The 23,520-nt window shown below is 42.1% G+C and carries 19 protein-coding genes; 6 read left to right on the top strand and 13 right to left on the bottom strand.

Features of this window, described 5'->3' with window-relative positions; all coding sequences use genetic code 11:
• Nucleotides 1-11: 11 nt before the first annotated feature.
• The 9 genes from LGZ99_RS11245 to LGZ99_RS11205 form a co-directional block, all read right to left on the bottom strand.
• The gene (locus LGZ99_RS11245) at nt 12-1,529 is read right to left on the bottom strand and encodes a DHA2 family efflux MFS transporter permease subunit (protein ID WP_023043621.1); all 1,518 of its coding nucleotides are present in this window, start codon (nt 1,527-1,529) and stop codon (nt 12-14) included.
• 7 nt (nt 1,530-1,536) lie between these two features.
• Complete coding sequence (gene emrA, locus LGZ99_RS11240; protein ID WP_262979118.1) at nt 1,537-2,724, bottom strand: multidrug efflux MFS transporter periplasmic adaptor subunit EmrA; 1,188 nt, start codon at nt 2,722-2,724, stop codon at nt 1,537-1,539.
• A gap of 315 nt (nt 2,725-3,039) precedes the next feature.
• Nucleotides 3,040-3,783 carry an SDR family oxidoreductase gene (locus tag LGZ99_RS11235; RefSeq protein ID WP_036839327.1) on the bottom strand — a complete coding sequence of 248 codons (744 nt, stop codon included), beginning with the start codon at nt 3,781-3,783 and terminating at the stop codon, nt 3,040-3,042.
• A gap of 58 nt (nt 3,784-3,841) precedes the next feature.
• Entirely contained in the window at nt 3,842-4,657 is an 816-nt protein-coding gene (locus tag LGZ99_RS11230) for a MaoC/PaaZ C-terminal domain-containing protein (protein WP_021322828.1), read from the bottom strand.
• A complete protein-coding gene (locus tag LGZ99_RS11225) occupies nt 4,654-5,919 on the bottom strand; it encodes a beta-ketoacyl-[acyl-carrier-protein] synthase family protein (protein ID WP_262979117.1) in 1,266 nt (421 codons plus the stop codon). Before LGZ99_RS11225 ends, LGZ99_RS11230 begins: the two co-directional genes overlap by 4 nt.
• Nucleotides 5,920-6,073: 154 nt before the next feature.
• Nucleotides 6,074-6,310: an acyl carrier protein gene (locus tag LGZ99_RS11220; protein ID WP_262979116.1), complete on the bottom strand. Its 237-nt coding sequence runs from the start codon at nt 6,308-6,310 to the stop codon at nt 6,074-6,076.
• Nucleotides 6,311-6,429: 119 nt separating this feature from the next.
• Entirely contained in the window at nt 6,430-7,620 is a 1,191-nt protein-coding gene (locus LGZ99_RS11215; protein WP_262979115.1) for a cysteine desulfurase family protein, read from the bottom strand.
• Nucleotides 7,617-7,973 (bottom strand): iron-sulfur cluster assembly scaffold protein, encoded by a 357-nt coding sequence (locus tag LGZ99_RS11210; protein WP_262979114.1) that lies wholly within the window; start codon nt 7,971-7,973, stop codon nt 7,617-7,619. Before LGZ99_RS11210 ends, LGZ99_RS11215 begins: the two co-directional genes overlap by 4 nt.
• Before the next feature lie 16 nt (nt 7,974-7,989).
• The gene (locus LGZ99_RS11205; protein WP_262979113.1) at nt 7,990-9,168 is read right to left on the bottom strand and encodes a LuxE/PaaK family acyltransferase; all 1,179 of its coding nucleotides are present in this window, start codon (nt 9,166-9,168) and stop codon (nt 7,990-7,992) included.
• 393 nt (nt 9,169-9,561) lie between these two features.
• Here LGZ99_RS11205 and LGZ99_RS11200 point away from each other — a divergent pair, with 393 nt between their 5' ends.
• On the top strand, nt 9,562-10,647 hold the full coding sequence (locus tag LGZ99_RS11200) for a flavin-containing monooxygenase (protein WP_262979112.1): 1,086 nt from the start codon (nt 9,562-9,564) through the stop codon (nt 10,645-10,647).
• A 249-nt stretch (nt 10,648-10,896) separates the two neighbouring features.
• On the opposite strand, the gene LGZ99_RS11195 is transcribed toward LGZ99_RS11200, so the two are convergent.
• Nucleotides 10,897-11,736 carry an AraC family transcriptional regulator gene (locus LGZ99_RS11195; protein WP_023043613.1) on the bottom strand — a complete coding sequence of 280 codons (840 nt, stop codon included), beginning with the start codon at nt 11,734-11,736 and terminating at the stop codon, nt 10,897-10,899.
• Between the two features lie 589 nt (nt 11,737-12,325).
• Nucleotides 12,326-13,207, bottom strand: a complete 882-nt coding sequence (gene ilvY / locus LGZ99_RS11190; protein WP_036839323.1) for an HTH-type transcriptional activator IlvY — start codon at nt 13,205-13,207, stop codon at nt 12,326-12,328.
• Between the two features lie 190 nt (nt 13,208-13,397).
• On the opposite strand from ilvY, the gene ilvC reads away from it, so the two are divergent.
• Both ilvC and rep read left to right on the top strand, forming a co-directional pair.
• Nucleotides 13,398-14,876 (top strand): ketol-acid reductoisomerase, encoded by a 1,479-nt coding sequence (gene ilvC, locus LGZ99_RS11185; RefSeq protein ID WP_262979111.1) that lies wholly within the window; start codon nt 13,398-13,400, stop codon nt 14,874-14,876.
• Between the two features lie 220 nt (nt 14,877-15,096).
• Nucleotides 15,097-17,124, top strand: coding sequence for a DNA helicase Rep (gene rep / locus LGZ99_RS11180; RefSeq protein WP_036839321.1), 2,028 nt, complete (start codon nt 15,097-15,099; stop codon nt 17,122-17,124).
• Between the two features lie 57 nt (nt 17,125-17,181).
• Here the strand turns inward: rep and gppA are convergent, their stop codons facing one another.
• Nucleotides 17,182-18,678: a guanosine-5'-triphosphate,3'-diphosphate diphosphatase gene (gene gppA, locus LGZ99_RS11175; protein WP_036839346.1), complete on the bottom strand. Its 1,497-nt coding sequence runs from the start codon at nt 18,676-18,678 to the stop codon at nt 17,182-17,184.
• An 8-nt stretch (nt 18,679-18,686) separates the two neighbouring features.
• Nucleotides 18,687-19,973 (bottom strand): ATP-dependent RNA helicase RhlB, encoded by a 1,287-nt coding sequence (gene rhlB, locus LGZ99_RS11170; protein WP_036839320.1) that lies wholly within the window; start codon nt 19,971-19,973, stop codon nt 18,687-18,689.
• 118 nt (nt 19,974-20,091) lie between these two features.
• On the opposite strand from rhlB, the gene trxA reads away from it, so the two are divergent.
• The 3 genes from trxA (at nt 20,092) to wecA (ending at nt 23,505) form a co-directional block, all read left to right on the top strand.
• A complete protein-coding gene (gene trxA, locus LGZ99_RS11165) occupies nt 20,092-20,418 on the top strand; it encodes a thioredoxin TrxA (protein ID WP_011148734.1) in 327 nt (108 codons plus the stop codon).
• A gap of 472 nt (nt 20,419-20,890) precedes the next feature.
• On the top strand, nt 20,891-22,150 hold the full coding sequence (gene rho / locus LGZ99_RS11160; protein ID WP_023043607.1) for a transcription termination factor Rho: 1,260 nt from the start codon (nt 20,891-20,893) through the stop codon (nt 22,148-22,150).
• 284 nt (nt 22,151-22,434) lie between these two features.
• Complete coding sequence (gene wecA, locus LGZ99_RS11155) at nt 22,435-23,505, top strand: UDP-N-acetylglucosamine--undecaprenyl-phosphate N-acetylglucosaminephosphotransferase (protein WP_390894010.1); 1,071 nt, start codon at nt 22,435-22,437, stop codon at nt 23,503-23,505.
• The last annotated feature ends 15 nt before the right edge of the window (nt 23,506-23,520 follow it).

Here is a 23,520-nt window from a genome sequence, read left to right as displayed (position 1 = left end):
TGATCATCATGTTATTTCTTTGCTCCAACCGTGGGTTTTGCCAGCCAGATAAAGAACAGCAAAATCAGAAAAATAAACCCAAATAGCCAATAAATCTCGTTGGCGGCAATAATCAATCCCTGATTAGTGACTTCACGTGCCAGAGAGCTACTAGCTTGAGCTTGTGACATCCCTAATTGTTCCATTTTTTGATAGGCTTGCTGGGCAATAGGGTTATGGGGGGTTATTGATTCAGTTAACTGAACGTGGTGGACAGCTTCACGGCGGGACCACATGGTCGTCGTAATTGAAGTACCCACAGATGTTGCCAGAGTGCGTAAAAAGTTGAACAAGCTACCCGCGGAGGCGATTTTATCCGGTTCAACGTCGGATAATATAATGGCTGTTAGCGGCATAATTAAACAAGCAATAGCAAAGCCTTGAATAAATTGTGGCCAGGCTGCGGTGGCAAAGTCCATTGACAGCTCGAAGGTATGAGCTCGCCAAAAAAAGCACAGGGCAAAAACGATAAAGCTGAACATAACCAAATAACGCATATCGATTTTTGAACTGAAACGGCCAATGAGCGGAGCAAGTATTATGGGAACTACCCCTAATGGGGCCATAACTAACCCTGCCCAGGTGGCAGTATAACCAAAGACCATTTGTAATAACTGAGGTTGCAGAACTAGGGTACCGATGTGAAGTAAAAAGGCCAAACTGATACATAAAGTACCAATAGTAAAATTACGTGATTTAAAGAGTGATAAATCAATGATCGGATCATCGTCGGTCAGTTCCCAGATAATCAGGAAAGTCACGGCAATAGCCGCGATAATCGCTAATACAATAATCTCTGTTGAGTTGAACCAGTCAAGTTCCTTTCCTCGATCAAGCAATAACTGAAAACAACCGACGCCCGTAACTAATAAAATAAGCCCTACAGCATCAATTGGCCTAACCTTTGTTTCAGTTTCCCGATCTTTTAACAACATCCAAGTGATAGCGATGGCGGCAAAGCCTACCGGGACGTTGATTAGAAATATCCATCCCCAATGATAGCTGTCACTGATCCAACCGCCGAGTATTGGACCACAAACTGGAGCGACAACGATAGTCATTGACCACAATGCCAGCGCCATATTGCGTTTTAACGGAGGATAGTTGTTTAGTAACAAACTTTGCGAAAGAGGCATGATTGGCCCGGCTGAGATGCCTTGCAGAATGCGGGAAATGATCAGCATTTCCAGGCTATTGGAGATACCACACAGCCAGGAGGTTATGACAAACAATAGCATTGATATTAAAAAGACCCGGACTTCCCCAAACCGTTTAGCTAACCAGCCCGTTAATGGAATAGAAATCGCGTTAGCAACAGCAAATGAAGTAATTACCCAGGTGCCTTGCGATACTGAAGAACCCAAGTCTCCGGCAATTGTTGATATTGCAACGTTAGCAATGGTCAGATCCAATATTTGTAAAAAAGCGGCTAATGCTAAAGCCAGGGTTAGCCAGCCAAGTTTGGCTCCTGATAGTGGCTCTTTTAGCATGTTAACCTCACTCATCTTTACTGTTGTTAGCTTGAATGATTTCGTTAATTAGCCGATCAATTTCTCCGGTGTTGTAAGACAAGGAGTTGGTTTCATAAACAATGCCTTTACGGGGGGTATCAGAAAGGACCAGACCATCCTGATTTCTGGTATCGACAGTGGCGTGCATGGATAAACCAATTCGTAAAGGATGATCAATAAGTTGTTGTGCTTCCAGTTCAACACGGACAGGCAAACGTTGAACCACTTTGATCCAGTTACCGGTGGCGTTTTGTGCCGGCAGTAAGGAAAATGCACTGCCGGTCCCCATATCAAGACCAACTATTCGGCCTCGATAAATGACATCATTGCCATAGAAATCGCTAATCAGAGTTACCGGCTGACCAATACGCACATTGGCGAGTTGAACCTCTTTGAAGTTAGCTTCGACCCAGAGTTGATCTGCCGGTACGATAACCATCAGCGGGGCGCCGCTTTTTATTTGTGAGCCGACCTGAACACTGCGGCGTGAAATGTAACCTGTCACCGGCGCGATAATCTGAGTGCGCTGTAAGGTTAACCATGCATCTCGGAGCTGGGAAGCGGCGAGTTTAATGGCTGGCTGTTGTTCCAATGGAGTGTCTATAACTAACGCTTTGTTGGCATAATATTGTTGTTGGGCGACATTCAGCTCAGACTTTGCCATTTGAACACTATTACGGGAATGAATCAGATTTTCTTTGGCAATAGCACCGGTGAGCCCCAGATGTTCACGTCGTTTTAAATCATCCTGAGCCTGCTGTAGCGCAGTCTGTTTTAGTTCAATATTAGCCAGCAGCTTTTCATTATCGATGATGGTTTGGTGAGTTTGTCTGACACTATTAGCCAATATATTTTTCGCCCGTTCAAAAGCATGTTCTGCATCAACAGAGTCTAAACGTAGCAGAAAGTCTCCTTGCTGAACGAAATCTGTATTATCGGCATGGATAGACGTTACGCTACCGGTGATTTGAGCCATCACTTGCACCTGATTACCGACAACGTAGGCATCATCAGTAGCCTGATGATAGCGTAATGCAACAAACCAGTAGGCAAAGTAACCTAATCCGGCAAAAACAAATAAGAGAGTTGCGAGGATCAATGCTAGCTTTCGCTTTGATTTTTTCTCATTAAGCGGAGGTGATTGTACTGGAACTGATTCTATTTCTTCGGCCATGTTCCTCTCCCATAACTGTGATCAAAAATAAATTAGACTATTAATGTGTTTATGCTTGATTAAACACCTTGGAGTTGACTACAAGGTCAAGCTCTTCTCGTCTTGATAAAATGAAAATTGGTAATATTTAGCACTTAATGCCACAAGTATTATTAGTATTAAAATTATTTATTATCGTTATTAACATTTATCAGAGAGACTGGATTGGCTATTTGGCAATGATTAACGGCATTTTTTAAGTACCCAGATATTTATCTGGGTACAAATAACCGCAGGATATGGAGACAAGCCCATTGATATTCATTGCTTAACTGGTCAGGCTGTCATTCCGCCATCAATGACGAATGTTTGCCCGGTAATGTAGCGTCCTCCAGGGCTGAGGAGGAAATTGATGGTCATAGCAATATCTTCCACTGAGCCCAAGCGACCCAATGGAATGTTAGATAACAGTTTTTTCCTATGTGGTGCTGGAATATGATTCAGCATTTCAGTGTCAATCAAGCCTGGTGCAACGGTATTGACCCGAACATTAAATCGACCAACTTCAACAGCTAATGAGCGGGTAATGCCGATCATTGCGGCTTTGGTTGCTGCGTAGTTAACTTGCCCTGAGTTAGCTTTAAATGCGGTGACCGAGCTCATGTGGATAATGCAGCCTTCCCCAGCCATAATCATTTCAGGGAGAAAAGCGTGATTGACTAAATAAACAGAAGAAAGATTGGTGGAAATCACGTTGTGCCACTCTTCTTCTTTCATATTTATCAGCAACGCATCTTGTGTAATTCCGGCGTTATTGATGATTGCATAGGGAGAACCATACTGTGAGATAAGTTCTGCCGACAGGGTTGAGACTTCTTTCGCGTTTGAGACATCACATTGATGGCCTTCACAACTGTGACCTTGCTGCTTAATTTCCTGACAAAGTGTTTGCGCTTCATCTATGCTTGATTTGTAGGTAAAAACCACATGGTAGTTTTGCGCAGCCAGCATTTTTACTATGCCTTTGCCAATGCCACGTGATCCTCCTGAAACAAAAACCCAAGGTGCGTTGATATTCATTAAGTTATTCCTCTAAATTTTTATGCCATCCGTTTGTCCGTACAGAATTCATCAAACCTTAGTTGGCAACCTGCTTTCTTTTTGTTGTTCCCATCAGACTCATTTCAACAACTAAAGAGATTTCTCCATTCAGCCAAATCGGGATTTCCAACGTACCGTATAACGAACCATCAACGTCGAATGTATCCTTAGGTAGGATCGTATATTCGATGCTTGGCATTTCATCCGGGATTTGACGATTGAGTAGGGCTGGAGAAAAACTCACTGTATGCATAACATGCAACACGATAAGGTTTTTGAGGCATATTTCATCATGTCCCTGTTTGCCGAAATAGGTTTTAAATTCCGTGGCTAGTGCCGTTTTTGCACTTTGCTGCATGAAAAGATAAAAAATCAGGGCATCAAGAAAAATCCAGAACTCATTGACTTCGGGGAAGGTGCTTTTGAATTCAATGGATTTTTTTATTGTCTCTTGTATCGGAACTTGACACTGTGGTTTTTCAGGAAAGCCGGTTTTTTCCGAAAAATCGAAACGACTATAATGACCAACCAAAGGCTTCAGGCTTGTTGTTTCATCTTGCAGGTTAAAGGTCGTTTTCCCACTCAGGTCAGTATGTTTAGTTTTGACACAATAGCAGGCATCCAGAGGCACTGGATTTCGCAAATTAACGTGCCACTGTCTGCCCATTCCCTCGTTTGGTTGTGACAGGTAATCGTATCCGCTTTTGAGAGGGATCATTGCCAGCATACCGTGTACGGCAATACCGCCTAATCCGACTTCTTTTGCGATTTTTTCATCAAAATGGATGGGGTTATAATCTCCAGAGAATTTAGCCCATTGACTGAGATCTTTTTTACTGAATTGAACGTTCATCTGTCGGCTTTCCTGAAAATAAGTGCACAGTTTGTGCCACCGAATCCATAGTTAACATTTAAACTAGTATCAATAACTTGGTTAGTTCGGTGGGTGTTGGGTACGTAATCCAGATCGCAGAGTGGATCAGGATTATTCAAATGCATAGTCGCGGGAATAGTTGCGGTTTCCATTGCTTTAATACAGAAAATGGACTCAATTGCTCCTGCCCCGGCAATAAGATGGCCTGTGTAGGATTTTGTACTGGAAGTAGGAGTACGGTAGGCGTGTTCTCCTAGGCTCATTTTTAAAACATCGGTTTCGTTAATGTCGTTTAACGGGGTTGATGTGCCGTGGGCATTGATATAGTGAATATCTGACGCGGAGAGTTTGGCCTGTTCCAGGGCCGCCTGAATTGCCATAACCCGCCCTTGGCAATCTGGTGCCGGTGCTGTCATATCTGATGCGTCAGAGTAATTTCCATAACCGACGACTTCCGCCAGTATTTTGGCTCCTCTGGCAACAGCACTGTCATAATCTTCAAGACATAATATTGCTGCACCTTCTGACATCACAAAGCCACTGCGATCTTTGCTGAATGGACAGCAAGCTTTTTCGACAGATTCTTGTTCTTTGCTCAGTGCGCCAAGAATATCAATGCTCCAGACGATGAATGGATCTCTGATACTTTCACCGCCCCCTGCCAGCATCATTTTAGTGCGTCCGCTACGGATAAGTTCAAAAGCATCACCTATTGCCATACTGCCTGTTGCACAAGCTGCCACCGGGGTATTCTGATATCCCCGTAGATTCCAGTTCATTGAAATAGCCGCCGTACCTACGCTGTGCATAGACATAATATTTGTCATGGGTGAGGCAATACCTTGGTCAGCATAGGAATTGCTGTTTTCGACGGTTGCATCTTCTCCTCCCCAGCCAGTACCAAAAATGACACCTCGTTCAAAAGGGGAATAGCTTTCATCAAGGGCGGCTTTATCGTGACCAAATGCCATTTTGATCGCTTCATCGGCAGCAATCAGCCCAAGTTTGCTGAATTTGGGAAGGTTCTTTAGCAGCTTTTTGGAAAACCGTGATACATCAGGAGAAAAAGGTATGTTGCCGAAGAATTTTGCTACGACAGAAGCATCTGGGTGAACTTCCTTTTTGTAGCCTACACGATAGTTTAGGATTGCATCCCAAATTTCCTGGGTATTTTGCCCAAGAGAACAGATAGAGCCATAGCCTGTGATGGCAACGCGGCGGTAGCCAGTTTGAAAATTCATGAAACATTATCTCCAAAGGTAAGTTCCTGGTGACATGCTTTATTTTTTAATACAACCAAATAATAGGATTGGTAGATAAAAGCATCACAAAAATGAATGTTAGCCATGCTGTGATATGTCATAGCCAGCTAACATCCAAAGACATTAATAATGATTATTTTGTTAATTCACGGACATAATTGACAAAATCACCGATTGTCGTTGTTTCATTTCGCTGGAATTTATCGAAATTCAGCTGAATACCCATTTCTCTTTTTAAAGCAACCTGAATAGAGACAAAATCCAGACTTACCAGGTGAATATCATCGAGCGGGGTGTCAAGGGTGATATCCTCTGGTTCGATATCAGTTAATTCAGTAATTTGAGATTGCAGTAATTCAAACAGTTTCATATTAATATCCCCTTAAAATATAAAGAAATGTTGGCGGAGCTTAAGTGCAGTAATATAGGTATTAATGGTTAATAAATAAGTTATTCCTGCTACACCGTCTTTTAAATACAGTTTTGCTGTTATTCCTGAGTGTTTAACGGTTTCCCCGAAATTTTCAGCAAGTTATCAGTTTCTTGTTTAATCGCGCTAGCCAGCATCTCAATATCATTTTGGCTTGTGGTATATCCAAAGCTGATACGTACTGCGCTATCGATACGATCATTAGGTAGCTCCATCGCCGCCAGAACATGAGAACGTTGTGTTGATTTGTTATTGCTACAGGCTGATCCTAAAGATAAAGAGACTCCGTGACATAAATCCAGTCTGCTGGCTAATGATTCAGCACGGACCCCAGGGAAACTTAAATTCAGTGTCCAGGGGGCCTGAAATGCTGGGTTTGTATTGCCATTAATTAGGTAGCTAACATGGTGCTGCTCTAGCAGAGATAGCAAGGTTTCTCTGAGCGTTTTGCAGGTATTGAAATGTTCTTGCAATCCATTCAGTGATTCTTTAGCTGCCGCCGCCAGTCCTGCAAGGCCCAGAGTGTTTTCAGTGCCGCTGCGTATTCCTTGTTCTTGTCCGCCACCGTGCAGCAAGGGGCTCAATTGAATACCTGGCGCATGATAGAGCCCACCAATACCTTTAGGGCCATTAAACTTATGGCCGGAGAAAGAGACAGTCGTTATGCCAGGAAGAGCGTCACAGCTAAAAGGAAGTTTGCCAATAGCCTGTACTGCATCTATATGTAAATAGATACCGGCCTCTTTTGCTAAAGAGGCGACAGCTTCATAGGGCTGTATCACACCGGTTTCGTTGTTAACCGCCATCAATGTGATCAGGCGTGTTTGTGGTCGCAGGTTTTCCCGGATGCTTTGTACATTTATCCGCCCTTGATTATCAGGATCGATCAGCGTCAGTTGCAACCCGCGTTGCTGGTACCAGAGTAATGGCGCCAGGACAGACGGATGCTCGATAGAAGAGCTAATAACATGATGTGCAGACAGATCCGAACCGGGAAGCGTTGCTAACAGGCTGGACAATGCCTGATTATTACTTTCGGTTCCTCCTGATGTAAACAGGATTTGTTCAGGTACAGTGCCCATTAATGACGCCATAGATCTTCTGGCGTCAGTGAGCAAATTTTTAGCCATGTCGCTTAAGCTGTAGTGGCTAGACGGATTAGCAAAAACAGACAAAGCATCTTTAATCGCCAACTGGGCTTTAACACTTAGCGGTGTTGTGGCGTTGTAGTCGAAGTATAGGCTTGTCATATTTTTCCCTTTAGCTGCTCAAATAGCTTATGCAGCATATCAAGGCAGTGCTGTTGGGCGGGTTCTAACTCACCTAATAACGCATCAATTCCTTCAGGTGATAATGCGTTCAATTCTTCGAGAGTCTTACCTTTAACGTGGCGACAAAACTGGTTCGACATTGCCAGGGATGCTGTGCATCCCCATGCGCGGAAACAGGCGTTATTTACCCGCCCTTGGCTATCCAGTGTCAGGTCGATATCAACCTTGTCACCACAGACAGGGTTGCCTAACGCCAGTTTAATTGTGGGGCTGGATAACGTCCCCTGGCAGTCAGGATTGCAAAAGTTGTCAATAATGATGTTGTTAAACATAATTCCACCTTGCTATTTATACAGCGGGTGTAGTTGGGGCAGTTTCATCATCTGACATTTTTCTCTCAAGGTTGACTGCACAACAACCAAACTCTTTAGCGGCAGCAGTACGCATAACAAACTGAATCCGCTGAGAATTACGCCAGGATTTGTTAGGATCGGTACGCAAGTAGACCAAATCTTCTGTCAGTAACATACCTGGGGTGGAAACAGAAAGTGGATCCAAGATCACCAATTGCCCTGTTTCACCATCAGGTAGTTCGCGTGATAAATCATTAGGATCACGGACGGAGAAATGAATATAAGGAGGAACATGTTTATGGTTATATTCATCTTCTATGGCGAGAACGTTTGCTTCAACCAGACCATACATGTCACGTGTTCGGGATACTGGAATTCCCATCCATTCTTCGATATCTGCATTTAATTCGCCGCGGGAGATCATATCCCCGGTAAAACGTTTCCAGCCTCCCATCGTAATCACCATGCTATCGCGATCTAAAGTGAGTTTGGTGTTATTCTCTTTTAAGAAAGTAATAAAACGGTGGATCATGAATGGAGGGCCAATTAAATGCCGGGTGAATTTGCCTTTCCACTGGATTAATTGATTCAGTGCGTCTTCTGGGGAAAAGCGATCCTGATTAATCATATAGCGTCGGGTATCTAACAAACCTGTGAGGAAATTAAAGATCTTGACCAGCGCCATTTCTGGAATATCTTCTGTTGAAGGGCATAAGCATAGGCCTGCGCCACCAGATAATTTGAACATGCTGCGATAATTAGAATAAACAGCCAGTACTGTGTGGTCCATCGTATCGTGGCAACGACGATAAACGCTGGGAATTCCGCTCGTACCGGTTGAACGCATTTCATGTTCGATTTCAGAGAGTGGTTTGCTTAATAAGCGATGACTTTCGGCTGATTTATAAGTTGCAACAGGTATCAGTGGGATGAGAACTAAATCATTATAACCCTGGATATCTTCTGGCTTAATACCTTGTTTTTCACAAATATCTCTATAGTAAGGGTTATTGTGATAATGAAAATGAAACGCATCTTTAAGTAGACAGGTTTTTAACTCTTGCTGCTCTTCTTTGGACAGCTTATAGAGAAAGTCGACATCTGCCATTAACCATTTCAGCGGATTGCCTCCACGGGATTTTATACCATCATATATACTTTTGATATTTTGCATTTTTTCATCTCCGGTAGGGTAAAGAGTCGATAAACTCATCTTTCGTTTATTATAAGTTATAGCAATAAAGCATAAGTTACGTAGGAAAAAAGGATAGTGATTAATAATTCCATTTTATTGAATAAATTGGCTATATTATTGTTCTGATTATTATATGGATCTGTCAATATTGTTAAAATTATGATAAAAACAGCTGATTTATTCAAAATGCTCACTTCAATACGAATATGACCAGTTAATTCAAGAGGTTTTTTTTATTGTGTTTTATATTTTTGTGAAGTCCGTTGTTTTTTGATCTATTGAATGTTTTTTTATAAATTTTTTCATTGTCCTAAGATTGAGATAGTGATAAAAATAAAATATAGATAAATTCCGAATTAAAAACGAGTACGCATGATGAAAATGGATTGCTTAATTGTGGGTGCCGGTCAAGCCGGATTAAGTTTAGCTGCTATTCTCGTGGCTAAGAATATTAATGTCTGCATATTAGAGCGAGAGGCGCGTATTGGTGATGTGTGGCGCAGACGCCCTGATAATATGTTGTTATTCACTTCACGTGGTATGACTCAGCTTCATGGCCTGCCGTTTCCTGGAATTGAAGATGGCTATCCGGATAAGCATGAAGTTGCTGATTACCTTGAGCGTTATGCTTCACACCATAACCTGACGATACATACTCAAACTGAAGTGGTTGAAGTGAAGCATGATAAAAGTGGCTATAGCGTTAAAACAAAAGACGGGAAAGTATTTGATGCACCTTGTCTGGTTAATGCAACAGGTGCTAATCAATTAGCTGATATTCCGGTACTTTCTGAGCAACTGTCTATTGATATACAACAAATTGGGGCGGATCAATATCAGGAACCTAAACAAATTAAAGCAGGCAGCAGAGTCGCTATTGTTGGTGATGGCGCCAGTGGTCGCCAGATTGCCAAAGATTTAGCGGCGACGGCGAAGGTGACGTTATTTTGTGGTTCTTCCCGTCCCCTCCTACCTAATAGAATAATGGGCAAAGATATCTTTTGGTGGTTAAGTAAAAGTGGTCTGTTGTTTGCCAATTATTACAGTCTGGTAGGGAAAATCATGCGGCGGCGTAATCCCATTCCTTGTGGAGAGCTGAAAAACCACCGGTTAGCCGCTTTTGGTATAAAAATAGCGAATAGATTAGTTGATATAAAAGATAATAAGTTATGTGATTTGTCTGGCAATCAATATGAGGTCGATACTGTTATCTGGTGTTTGGGGTATAAAGATAATACGGTGTGGTTAACTCTTCCCGGTGCTGCGGATACTAACGGATTTATTTGTAAAAATGGGCATGAAGAAGGTGGGAAAACACCTTACCCTGGGTTATTTATCGTCGGACGGAAATGGTTGAGTAGTCGTGGTTCTGAACTTATGTTAGGTGCTTATAAAGATACAAGCCGAGTAGCTAAATGGGTAGAAAATTATCTAAGAGAGCATGTATCATTAAAATGAATAATTAATACAGGATAGTGATATTTCACTCTGTATGTTTTATTTGTTGTGAATTCGTGAATTCGTGAATTCGTGAATTATTGGATGGTATTATTATGGTGTTGTTCTGAATTCTGTATCATTACTAAAATTGCATAATATTACGAATAGAATGATACAGAATCGCTACATACTGGCTTTGATAATGACAAATATAAATAGAATTTATTTATTTTAGATAATTTATCAAAAATACTATTTATTCGTGGTTCAGATATTCTGTTTTGAGAAATTTACGCCTGCTAACGCTAATGATAAATTGGATTGTTTTTTTTGTGCTTGTTGCGTTCTATTCATACTGGCATTTTTTAATTCAGAGGGCCTTAACCCATATAGCATCATACAGGTACGACTGAAATGTGCACTGTCGGAAAATCCGCTATTACAAGCTAATAACGTCAGTGAGTCCGATAAATGTATCTCATTAATAGCATGATGTAGGCGTTTCCATAATAGATAACTGCGGAAATTAGTCCCCATTTTTTCCCTAAATAGATGTAAGAACCGACTTTCAGATAAATAAAGCTGATCTGATATTTCACGGGAGGATATACATTTAACGGGTAATTCAGTGATAAGGGAGGCAGCTTTCATGATCCGTTTATCCTGATAACAGTGACAGTCTTCTATTTCGCCTAATAGGTTGTTTAGGATAAAGATATCTGGAGTGGTTTCTGATTGTAAACAATTAATAAAATAATTTGCTATCAAATCGGATGATTCTTGACTTAAATATATTATATCTGAACCCATCATCTGATGTGATAATAGATGGCATAGGGGATTGGCTGGATCTATCAGTAAATTAAAACAGAGTTGTCCTTCTGAGTGTAATTTATGTTTAATATTAGAAGAAATAATGAATCCATGCGCTTGTTTCGATTCATTTTCAGTATCAATTCTCATCAGTGAATTATGTGGAGATACACTTAATTGTATACAAGGATGGTGATGCCACTCTGTTTTCATATTATAAGAGAAAACGAGATCTTGTAGATGGAATTTATAGAATTTAATAAAATATGGCGCTTTGTCTATTTTATGTAACATAATATTGTCCTTTATTAAATCATTGTTGTGTGTTTGAATTAATTGTTTTATATAATTATGATAAATTAATGATATTATTTTTCAATTAAATTAAATCTTAAGTGATTATTATTGGTAACTATATCATAGAAATATTATTAAATGTTTGCTATGAAATTCAAGACACCTCCTGTAATATCCAGTAAGAAATTATTTCATTATCGTAAGATATTGTTATGACATGGAAAAAGAATCACTTCCCTCTGTGTTTTCAGACGGTGGAATATTCAATGTTGTTGTTTTTACTAGCCGATTTCAATAACGCCTGAATTTCTCAGAGTTAAATGGCTATTATTCAATTGATATAATTAAAAGTATTTTCTTTAGTAACATAATTAATGACCAAAAATTTAATCAGGGACTAATCTTTTCATATAATTATTATTGATTACTTATAACTTATATTAAACATATTATCATGAAAACAATATGGTTATTTTTTTATGTTCTTTGTGAATTATGTCACATGAATCATAAGTATATTGGCATAATGACAAAAATGGGTGATGTCAGACTTGTAATGAACAAAAACACCTGCTAACGCAGTTCCTTATAACAACCCCCAAAACGCTTTAATCAAGGGTTCATTCAGTCGTTTTCTCTGTACACATATACCCAATTCGAACGGCTCCACCAGAGAAATATTGCCCAGTAACGATATGCGATTGCGTACTGGTTCAGGACTATTCTCTACCACTACGTTGGGAATTAATGCAACACCACAACCTAATGCAACCATAGAAACAATGGCCTCGTGACCGGACACTGTAGCGTAAATCAATGGGTTGTTAATTTTATGGTGGCGAAACCAGTACTCAATGCGTTTACGTGAAGGGCCGTGCTCCGGCAAAATAAAGGGAATGTTATTCCAGTCGGGGCACTTTTGTGTGGCGAGCGCCCGTACAGTACAGGGAAGGGAAGGCGAGATCAGTACCAACGGTACTTCACCGATTTTGGTGAAACTGACATTATCTGGCAATTTTTCCGGCTTACCAGCGATGCCTAAATCGGCATCATTAGACTGTATCTTATTGACCGCATCTGCGGCATCACCGGTAGTGAGTTTGATTTCAACCAGAGGATGCTCTGCGCGGAAACGATCAAGGATCTGTGGTAAATGACTGTAAGCCGCAGTCACTGAGCAAAACAGGCGTAATTCGCCACTTAGGGAAGGACTTTGCTGATTCAATGAGTGCTGTAACTGCTGATATTGCAATAGTGTCTGTTGGGAGAACTGTTTAAATTGCTTGCCGGCAAATGTCAGCTTTACGGTGCGATTATCCCGCAAGAATAATGGATGCCCCAATATATCTTCAATACGCTGGATTTGGCGGGATAGTGTGGATGGACTGACGTGCATTGCTTTTGCTGTGCGGCCAAAATGGCAGCTTTCAGCCAGATGCAGAAACAGTTTGAGATCACGTATATCCATAGTCCATTCTCCTTTTCCTGCCCCATAATCAGTATTGCATAAAATGCAATGCAGTATTGTTAATATATCAATTTAAGCAATGCCTTTCATGTCATATATTGAAAATATACAAACACCTCACGGGGTGGGGAAATTTAAAAAATAGTCGCAGCACTTGATTGCTGAACACAACATGATAACGGAGTCACGAATGGCTAATTATTTTAATACACTGAATTTGCGTCAGCAGTTGGCACAGTTAGGTAAATGTCGTTTTATGGCGCGGGAAGAGTTTGTTGATGAGGCAGGATATTTAAAAGGTAAAAAAGTGGTCATCGTTGGTTGCGGTGCGCAGGGGCTGAATCAGGGCCTGAACATGCGTGACTCCGGTTTGGATATCGCTTATGCCTTGCGTAAAGAGGCTATTGAAGAAAAACGGGCTTCATGGCGTAAAGCAACCGAAAATGGTTTTCAGGTTGGTACTTATGAAGAACTGATTCCGCAGGCTGATTTGGTTGTCAACTTGACGCCAGATAAACAACACTCTTCTGTTGTTCGCGCAGTTCAGCCGCTGATGAAAGAAGGTGCTGCGCTGGGTTACTCCCACGGTTTCAATATTGTTGAAGTTGGTGAGCAGATCCGTAAAGACATCACCGTTGTAATGGCGGCGCCTAAGTGCCCTGGTACTGAAGTTCGTGAAGAATACAAACGTGGTTTTGGTGTTCCTACCTTGATCGCGGTTCACCCGGAAAACGATCCGAAAGGTGAAGGGATGGCGATCGCTAAAGCATGGGCAGCGGCAACAGGTGGTCATCGTGCTGGTGTTCTGGAATCGTCTTTCGTTGCTGAAGTGAAATCTGATTTGATGGGTGAACAAACCATTCTGTGCGGTATGCTACAGGCTGGCTCATTGCTGTGTTATGACCAACTGGTGGCGGAAGGTGCGGAACCGGGCTATGCAGGAAAACTGATCCAGTTTGGTTGGGAAACCATCACGGAAGCACTGAAGCAAGGTGGTATTACCCTGATGATGGATCGTTTGTCTAATCCGGTAAAACTGCGTGCATATGCTCTGTCTGAGCAGTTGAAAGAGATCATGACGCCACTGTTCCAGAAACATATGGATGATATCATTTCTGGTGAATTTTCTTCCGGTATGATGGCTGACTGGGCTAATGATGATAAAAACCTGTTAAATTGGCGTGAGGAAACAGGTAACACTTCGTTTGAGAATTCACCTGAATATGATGGCAAAATCAGTGAACAGGAATACTTTGATCATGGCGTTTTGATGGTTGCTATGGTGAAAGCCGGGGTTGAACTGGCATTCGAAATTATGGTTGATACCGGTATTATTGCTGAATCTGCCTATTATGAATCTCTGCATGAATTGCCGTTGATTGCGAATACAATCTCTCGTAAGCGTCTGTATGAAATGAACGTGGTTATTTCTGATACCGCTGAATATGGTAACTATTTGTTCTCTCATGTTGCTGTTCCGTTGCTGAAAGAGAAGTTTATAGGTTCACTACAGGCAGGTGATTTAGGTAAGTCCGTTGCAGATAGTGGTATTTATAACGCCCAGTTACGTGATGTTAACGAAGCTATTCGTAACCACCCAATTGAAGTCGTTGGCCGTGTATTACGTGGCTATATGACAGATATGAAGCGTATTTCTGTTGGAGGTTAATATCAGATTGAGTTAAAGATAAAGGGGGAGAAATTTCCCCCTTTAAATTTAATGAGAAATAGTTGCTGAGATGAAAGATGTACCAAGTGCTGAGTAGTAAGTGATTATTATCAACTTGTAGGGCTTCTTCTCCTTAATTAAAGAAAACGGCGTTTCCTCTCCCTCTTTCTGCTACAATTCCAGCCCCGAAGCACTGTCCTGATATAGCTCATTAAACATCATGCGATTAAATCCCAGCCAACAACAAGCAGTTGAATTTGTTACCGGTCCTTGTCTGGTCTTGGCGGGGGCGGGTTCTGGCAAAACCAGAGTGATCACGAATAAGATTGCCCATCTTATTCGTATTTGTGGTTATCAGCCTCGTCATATCGCTGCTGTTACTTTTACTAATAAAGCTGCTCGGGAAATGAAAGAACGTGTAGCACAAACTTTGGGACGCAAAGAGGCTAAGGGGTTAATGATCTCTACTTTCCATACGCTGGGATTGGAAATCATTAAGCGCGAGTACAAGGCATTGGGAATGAAAAGCAATTTCTCATTGTTTGATGATCAGGACCAGATGGCTCTGCTGAAAGATTTGACAGCCGATTTACTGGAAGAAGATAAAGATTTACTACAAAAATTGATCTCTTCCATTTCAAACTGGAAAAATGATCTGCTTTCTCCTCAACAAGCTACGGCATTAGCTCGTTCTGCTCAAGAGCATCAGTTTGCTGAATGTTATCGCCGTTATGATTTGCACCTGGCGAGCTGTAATGTATTGGATTTTGACGATCTGATTACCAAACCGACATTGCTGATGCAGCGTGATGAAGAGGTAAGGGAACGTTGGCAAAACCGTATTCGTTATTTGTTGGTAGATGAATATCAGGACACCAATACCAGTCAATATCAACTGGTTAAATTGCTGGTGGGACAAAGGGCCCGTTTTACGGTGGTGGGTGATGATGACCAGTCGATCTATTCATGGCGCGGCGCAAGACCACAAAATCTGGTGTTACTGAAAGAGGATTTCCCGAAGCTTAATGTGATCAAATTAGAGCAAAACTACCGTTCTTCCGGTTGTATTCTGAAAGCGGCTAATATTTTGATTGCAAATAATCCTCATGTGTTTGAAAAGCGCCTTTTTTCTGAACTGGGTTATGGTGATCCGCTGAAAGTCATTATGGCTAATAATGAAGAGCATGAAGCGGAAAAAGTTGCCGGGGAACTGATTGCACATCACTTTATCAATAAAACCCAATATAAAGACTACGCTATTCTCTATCGGGGAAACCATCAATCCCGGGTGTTTGAAAAAATGCTGATGCAAAACCGCATTCCTTACCGGATTTCTGGCGGTACTTCTTTCTTTGCCCGTCCTGAAATTAAGGATCTGCTGGCTTATCTGCGGGTACTGACTAATCCTGAGGATGACAGCGCATTCCTGCGGATTGTTAATACGCCAAGACGTGAAATTGGTGCGGCTACAATTCAAAAACTGGGTGAATGGGCGAATCAGCGTAATAAAAGCCTCTATCAGGCCAGTTTTGATCTTGGTTTAGAACAAAGCCTGACTGGCCGTGGGTTGGCGGCACTACAGCGTTTTACTCATTGGATGGATGAGATAGCCCGTCAGGTTGAGCAGAAACCTTTGCTGGCGGTGCGTGATTTGCTGCATGGTATGGATTATGAAAGCTGGCTGTACGAAACATCACCGAGCCCGAAAGCCGCTGAAATGCGGATGAAAAATATTAATCAGCTATTTACTTGGATGAGTGAAATGCTGGAGGGTGATGAATTGAACGAACCAATGACTTTATCTCAGGTAGTTACGCGTTTCACATTGCGGGATATGCTGGAGCGGGGAGAAGATGGTGAAGAGTTTGATCAGGTGCAATTGATGACTCTGCATGCCTCTAAAGGATTAGAGTTTCCCTATGTGTTTTTGGTCGGTATGGAAGAAGGGCTGTTACCTCATCAGAGTAGTATTGATGAAGAAAATATTGATGAGGAGCGGCGATTGGCTTATGTGGGAATCACTCGCGCTCAACGGGAGTTATTTTTTACTTTATGTAAAGAGCGTCGCCAATATGGTGAATTAATCCGTCCTGAACCAAGCCGTTTTTTACATGAGTTGCCACAGGATGATTTACATTGGCCGCAAGGTAAAAAAATAGTTACTGCTGAAGAGAGAATGCAAAAAGGGCAGTCGCACATTGCGGATATTAAGTCGCGTTTAGGTCTTGGGCAAAAAAATAAGCAGTAAATAGATTAAAGATTCCCTGTATCAGAGAGATACAGGGAAAATGATTGAGTTTCGGTTTTAGCTAATCTGTTCTTCCAAAACAAGTGGCCATTGAACATGACTTTGCCACTGAATTTCCTGCTGTAAAGATTCCTCCCGCAGAGGGTGTTGCATTAGCCAGCTATGAGGCAGCGTTACCATCAGCGTTTCACCACTCACTTTTAAACCCAGAGCTGGGAGTGTGTTATCTCGGCGACGGCTAGTGAATATGATAGCCAACCGCAGCAGGCGGCATAAACGTTGAACTTGTCTCAGAGGCAAAGCGTTTTGTTGACTGAAGGAAATCAAATCAATCGTGCCACTTTGGTTCTTCAGTAGTGTGGCTAATAGTTTTTTCTGTGCAGGAGTATAGCCAGGGAGATCGAGGTAATTGATAAGATAGGCTGCGTGTGAGGGGGCTTGATGGAAATCAACACTCAACCCAATTTCATGTATCAGGCAAGCACTTTGTAATAATTCATGACATCGGCTATCCAGCTCCCAAGGTTTAGCAATTTGTTGTAAGAAGTGCTCAGCCAATTGTTTGACCCGTTGAGACTGTTCAGCATCCAACTGAAAACGACGTTGTATATTACGTAGGGTTCTGGTGCGAATATCTTGTTCTATCGGCAAATCCAACATGCCGTAGACAAGACCTTCTCGTAAAGCGCCGCCCGCAAGGATCATACTTTCAATATTTAATGCCTGAAAAATAGCTATCAAGATAGCAAGACCACTCGGGAAAACTAGAGCCCGCTCCAGCGTCAATCCCTCTATTTCCAGCTCTTCCAGCTTACCGCATTCAATTGCTTTATGTTTGAGTTTCTGGAGTTTTGGCAAAGTGATCAGCTCATCCATACCCTGAGCAATCATGATTTCTTGCAGAGCCTGAACGGTGCCGGAAGCTCCTACACAGATTTGCCAGCCTTGTTCGATAAGCTTTGGAGCAATAGCTTTCAGAGTTTCATGTGCGGCCGCTTCGGCTTTGGCGAAATTTTCTTCCGTTAGGCTGCGGTCATGAAAGTAGCATTCAAGCCAGGTAACACAGCCCATACTCAGGCTGGATAACTGGGTAACTTTTGCCCTATTCCCAGTGACCAGTTCTGTACTTGCCCCGCCAATATCTACGACTAAACGTTTTTCAGGGCCACCGGTTGTGTGGGCAACACCTTGATAAATAAGCCGAGCTTCATCTTCGCCGCTGATTACTGTAACCGGGCAACCAAGGATTTCTGATGCTTTTTTCACAAATTCACCTGAATTTTCGGCGATACGCACAGTTGCTGTAGCAACAACGCGGATTTGTGATGGTGGTATATCCTGTAAGCGTTCAGAAAAAACCCTGAGACATTGCCAACCTCTCTCCATTGCTTGTTGAGATAGGTGGTTATTTTTATCCAGTCCCGTGGCCAGTCTTACTTTACGTTTGATTCGTGCCAGTATCTGAATACTGCCGGATATTTCACGTACAACCAGCATATGGAAACTGTTTGAACCCAAGTCGATAGCCGCATAGAGCGAAGAAGAACTCAGCATCATTTAATTCAGCCTGAACGTTTACGGTTATTACGCGGTGTATTATTGCGATGCGATAAAGTATTACGGCGCTGATGGTTCCCTGAACGCGAACGGTGGCGGCGTTTAGGAACTGGTAAATCTTTCAGCAATGCATGACTGTTATATTTGCTGACAGGGATATGGTGCTGAATATAATCTTCAATCGCTGGCAGGTTCAGAGCATATTCTTCACAGGCCAGGCTGATTGAGTGACCACTTTCACCTGCACGACCAGTACGACCAATGCGGTGAACATAATCCTCGCAGTCATCTGGTAAGTCATAGTTAAAAACATGGGTTACGGAAGGAATATGCAATCCGCGGGCTGCTACATCCGTTGCAACTAAAATATCAATGTTGCCGTTGCTGAATTCTTCCAGAATGCGTAATCTTTTTTTCTGTGCCACATCACCGGTTAGCAGACCAACTCGATGCCCGTCAGCAGCCAGATGAGCCCAGATATCTTCACAACGATGTTTTGTGTTGGCGAAAATAATGCAGCGATCAGGCCACTCTTCTTCCAATAACGTTTGAAGCAGACGCATCTTTTCTTCATTAGAGGGATAAAACAGCTCTTCGCGGATGCGGTGCCCTGTTTTCTGTAATGGTTCCACCTCTACATATTCTGCATGGTTCATTTGCTCAAATGCCAGTTCCCGGACCCGGTAAGAGAGCGTGGCAGAAAACAGCAGGTTCATGCGCTCATTTGCAGGAGGCATCCGGCGGAATAGCCAGCGAATATCTTTGATAAAACCCAGATCGTACATACGATCAGCTTCATCAAGAACGACAACTTGAATTGCATTCAGGTTGATATGCTCTTGTTTGGCATAGTCAATCAAACGTCCGGTCGTGCCGATAAGAATGTCAACACCGGATTCCAGCACTTTCAGCTGCTTGTCGTAACCATCACCGCCATAGGCAAGGCCCATCTTTAATCCCGTTGCCTGTGCCAGATCTTCTGCATCAGAGTAAATCTGTACAGCCAGTTCGCGGGTAGGAGCCATAATCAGCGCTCTTGGCTGATTGGTCTGACGCTCCTTCGCTGCGGGATGAGTCAGTAAATAATGAAAAGCAGACGCCAAAAATGCTAACGTCTTCCCAGTACCGGTTTGCGCTTGCCCCGCGACATCACGACCTTCGACAGTGAAAGGCAATGTCAGTGCTTGTATCGGCGTACAATTAGAAAAACCCTTGTTATCAAGAGCTTCTATGACCTTGGGGTGCAAGGCGAAGTCGGAAAACTTCTTTTCTGTCAAGTGTGTTTTACTCATAGTGTGGTAGAATATCAGTTAACCATTGTTTTACGAAAGTGTATCCACTGAAATAAAGGCAAGCTTATGTCAGTAATGTTACACTAGCATGGTAAAAAATTATTCTTTGGAGTAAAAAATGAGCGATAAAATTATTCATTTGAGTGATGCTAGCTTTGATACTGATGTGCTTAACGCCGCTGGTCCGGTTCTTGTCGATTTTTGGGCAGCATGGTGTGGACCATGTAAAATGATTGCACCTATCTTAGATGAAATCGCCCCAGAATATTCAGGTAAACTGACGATTACTAAACTGAACATTGATGACAATCCGGCAACTGCTCCTAAGTATGGTATCCGTGGTATTCCTACACTGTTACTGTTTAAAGACGGTCAGGTTGCCGCTACCAAAGTGGGAGCACTGTCAAAAACTCAATTGAAAGAATTTTTGGATGCTAATCTCTGATTGAAGTAAGATCACATTAATACCGGACGTTTAGCTTATGCTATTATTTATTTCATTGACCGCTAGACGTCCGTAAAGAAGCATGATAAGTTAGCGCCACTGCTTGTATCACATACATCTGTTAGAAGTATGTTGCATACTGAACAATCTGTAGTGTCTGATAAGTCTGTTATCTCTGGATAGTCTAAAGTATCCGATGGGTTATACGGGAATAATCTGGCGTATAGCTCGTTACGTTGAGATAGTTTTTATAGAAATCAGTAATGTTTCAGCATTATCTCAACAGCGTTTTTGACAGCCTGTCAGTCTTATTTGAGCTCAATCTTAGTACTTCAAATTACTACCTTTTTATATGAATAATGTATTAAAGGTCTTATTTGTTTTTTGTACAAAATAAACAGGCACCGATGACGCTGCCATACTATTCACGTTCATAGTTCGAGATATACCCCGAGTTTAAGAACCCACCATTATGAATCTTACCGAATTAAAGAATACGCCGGTATCTGAACTGATTACACTCGGCGAAAAGATGGGGCTGGAAAGTCTGGCCCGTATGCGTAAACAAGATATTATCTTCTCTATCCTTAAGCAGCATGCGAAAAGTGGAGAAGATATCTTCGGTGACGGTGTGCTGGAGATATTGCAGGATGGATTTGGATTTCTCCGTTCAGCAGACAGCTCCTACCTTGCCGGCCCCGATGATATCTACGTTTCTCCCAGCCAAATCCGCCGTTTTAACCTCCGTACCGGTGACACAATTTCAGGTAAAATCCGCCCACCTAAAGAAGGTGAACGCTATTTTGCACTGTTGAAAGTTAACGAAGTTAACTTTGATAAACCAGAAAATGCCCGTAGTAAAATTCTTTTTGAAAACTTAACTCCTCTGCATGCTAATAATCGCTTGCGTATGGAGCGTGGTAATGGTTCCACTGAGGATCTGACTGCCCGTGTTCTGGATCTGGCTGCACCGATTGGCCGTGGACAACGTGGTCTTATCGTAGCGCCACCAAAAGCGGGTAAGACCATGTTGCTGCAAAATATTGCTGCTAACATTGCTCACAATCATCCAGATTGTGTATTGATGGTACTTCTGATTGATGAACGTCCGGAAGAAGTAACCGAAATGCAACGTTTGGTGAAAGGTGAAGTTATTGCTTCTACTTTTGATGAACCCGCTTCTCGTCACGTTCAGGTGGCAGAAATGGTCATTGAGAAAGCAAAACGCCTGGTTGAACATAAAAAAGACGTTATTATCCTGCTTGATTCTATTACCCGCTTGGCTCGTGCTTATAACACGGTTGTCCCTGCATCCGGTAAGGTACTGACCGGTGGTGTAGATGCTAATGCGTTACATCGTCCAAAACGTTTCTTCGGCGCTGCACGTAATGTGGAAGAGGGTGGAAGTCTGACCATTATTGCGACTGCGTTGGTGGATACGGGCTCCAAGATGGATGAAGTGATTTACGAAGAGTTCAAAGGCACTGGTAACATGGAGCTGCTTCTCTCCCGTAAAATTGCTGAAAAACGTGTTTTCCCGGCTATTGATTACAACCGTTCTGGTACACGTAAAGAAAATCTACTCACCACGACTGAAGAGCTACAGAAAATGTGGATTCTTCGCAAAATTATTCACCCGATGGGAGAAATTGATGCGATGGAATTCCTTATCAATAAGTTGGCTATGAGCAAAACAAACGACGATTTCTTTGACATGATGAAACGTTCGTAGTTTCTCACTCACTTTACGATGATTTTAATAAGCGCCACGATTTCGTGGCGTTTTTTGCATCCACGATTATGGTGTTATGTAAATATGGTATGTATTTTGCAACATTTCACATACTGCCATCTATTTAAAATTAAATGTCACAAAAATGATATAAAGGCCATTAATTTTTCCATAATAAAGCAGTGTCTTCGCAAGCTGGAGTGCCTGTGGGATTGAGTTTTGGATGATAAATAACCAGGGTGTCTTTATTTTTACAGAGAGTTGTTATCGTGAATATTTTCAGCATGGATATCGAAGTTTTTTGCGTTTTTCTGTTTTCATTTGTGTTTTTGTTTATAGCGCGCAAAGTAGCAAAGAAAATCGGTCTCGTTGATAAACCCAATTATCGTAAGTGTCACCAGGGATTGGTGCCTCTGGTTGGAGGAATATCAGTATTTACCGGGGTTTGTTTTGCTTTTGTTATCACTAAAGAATTTATTCCTCACAAGTGGTTATATTTAGTTTGTGCTGGTGTGCTGGTATTTATCGGTGCATTGGATGATCGTTTTGATATCAGCGTTAAGATCCGGGCAACTATTCAAGCTCTGGTTGGTATTGCGATGATGTATTTTGCCAGCCTGAAATTAGACAGCCTTGGTTATGCTTTTGGCCCTTGGGACATGACGCTTGGGCCGTTCAGTTATGTTGTGACTTTATTTGCTGTCTGGGCGGCCATCAATGCATTCAATATGGTTGATGGAATAGATGGATTGTTGGGTGGATTATCCTGCGTCTCTTTCGGTGCCTTGGGGATCTTACTGTATCAAAGTGGTAACACCGCTCTGGCATTATGGTGTTTTGCATTTATTGCTGCCATTCTCCCTTATATTATTTTTAATCTTGGTTTATTAAGCCAGCGTTTCAAAGTGTTTATGGGGGACGCAGGCAGTACATTGATTGGTTTTACAATTATCTGGTTGCTTATTGAATCTACTCAGGGGAATGAGCATCCGGTTAATCCAGTGACTGCATTATGGATTATTGCCATTCCATTAATGGATATGGTTGCCATTATGTACCGTCGGTTACGTAAAGGGATGAGTCCATTTTCTCCTGACAGACAACATATTCATCATCTGATTATGCGGGCTGGGTTCTCATCACGTCAGGCATTTATCTTGATTACTGTTGCCGCAGCTTTATTCGCTGCTATTGGAATTATCGGGGAATGGTTGGAGTTTGTGCCTGAATGGGTAATGTTGGCACTTTTTTTGCTTGCATTTATGTTGTATGGCTATTGCATCAAGCACGCATGGCGGGTGGCTCGTTTCATCAAACGGCAAAAACGTCGTATGCGCCGTTCAGTTAACCATTAAACATCTATCTAACAG

The sequence above is a fragment of the Photorhabdus temperata genome (genome assembly GCF_025384845.1).
GTDB lineage: Bacteria > Pseudomonadota > Gammaproteobacteria > Enterobacterales > Enterobacteriaceae > Photorhabdus > Photorhabdus temperata.
Note: the sequence above shows the minus strand (reverse complement) of the source record. Positions and strands in the feature narration are given on the sequence as shown.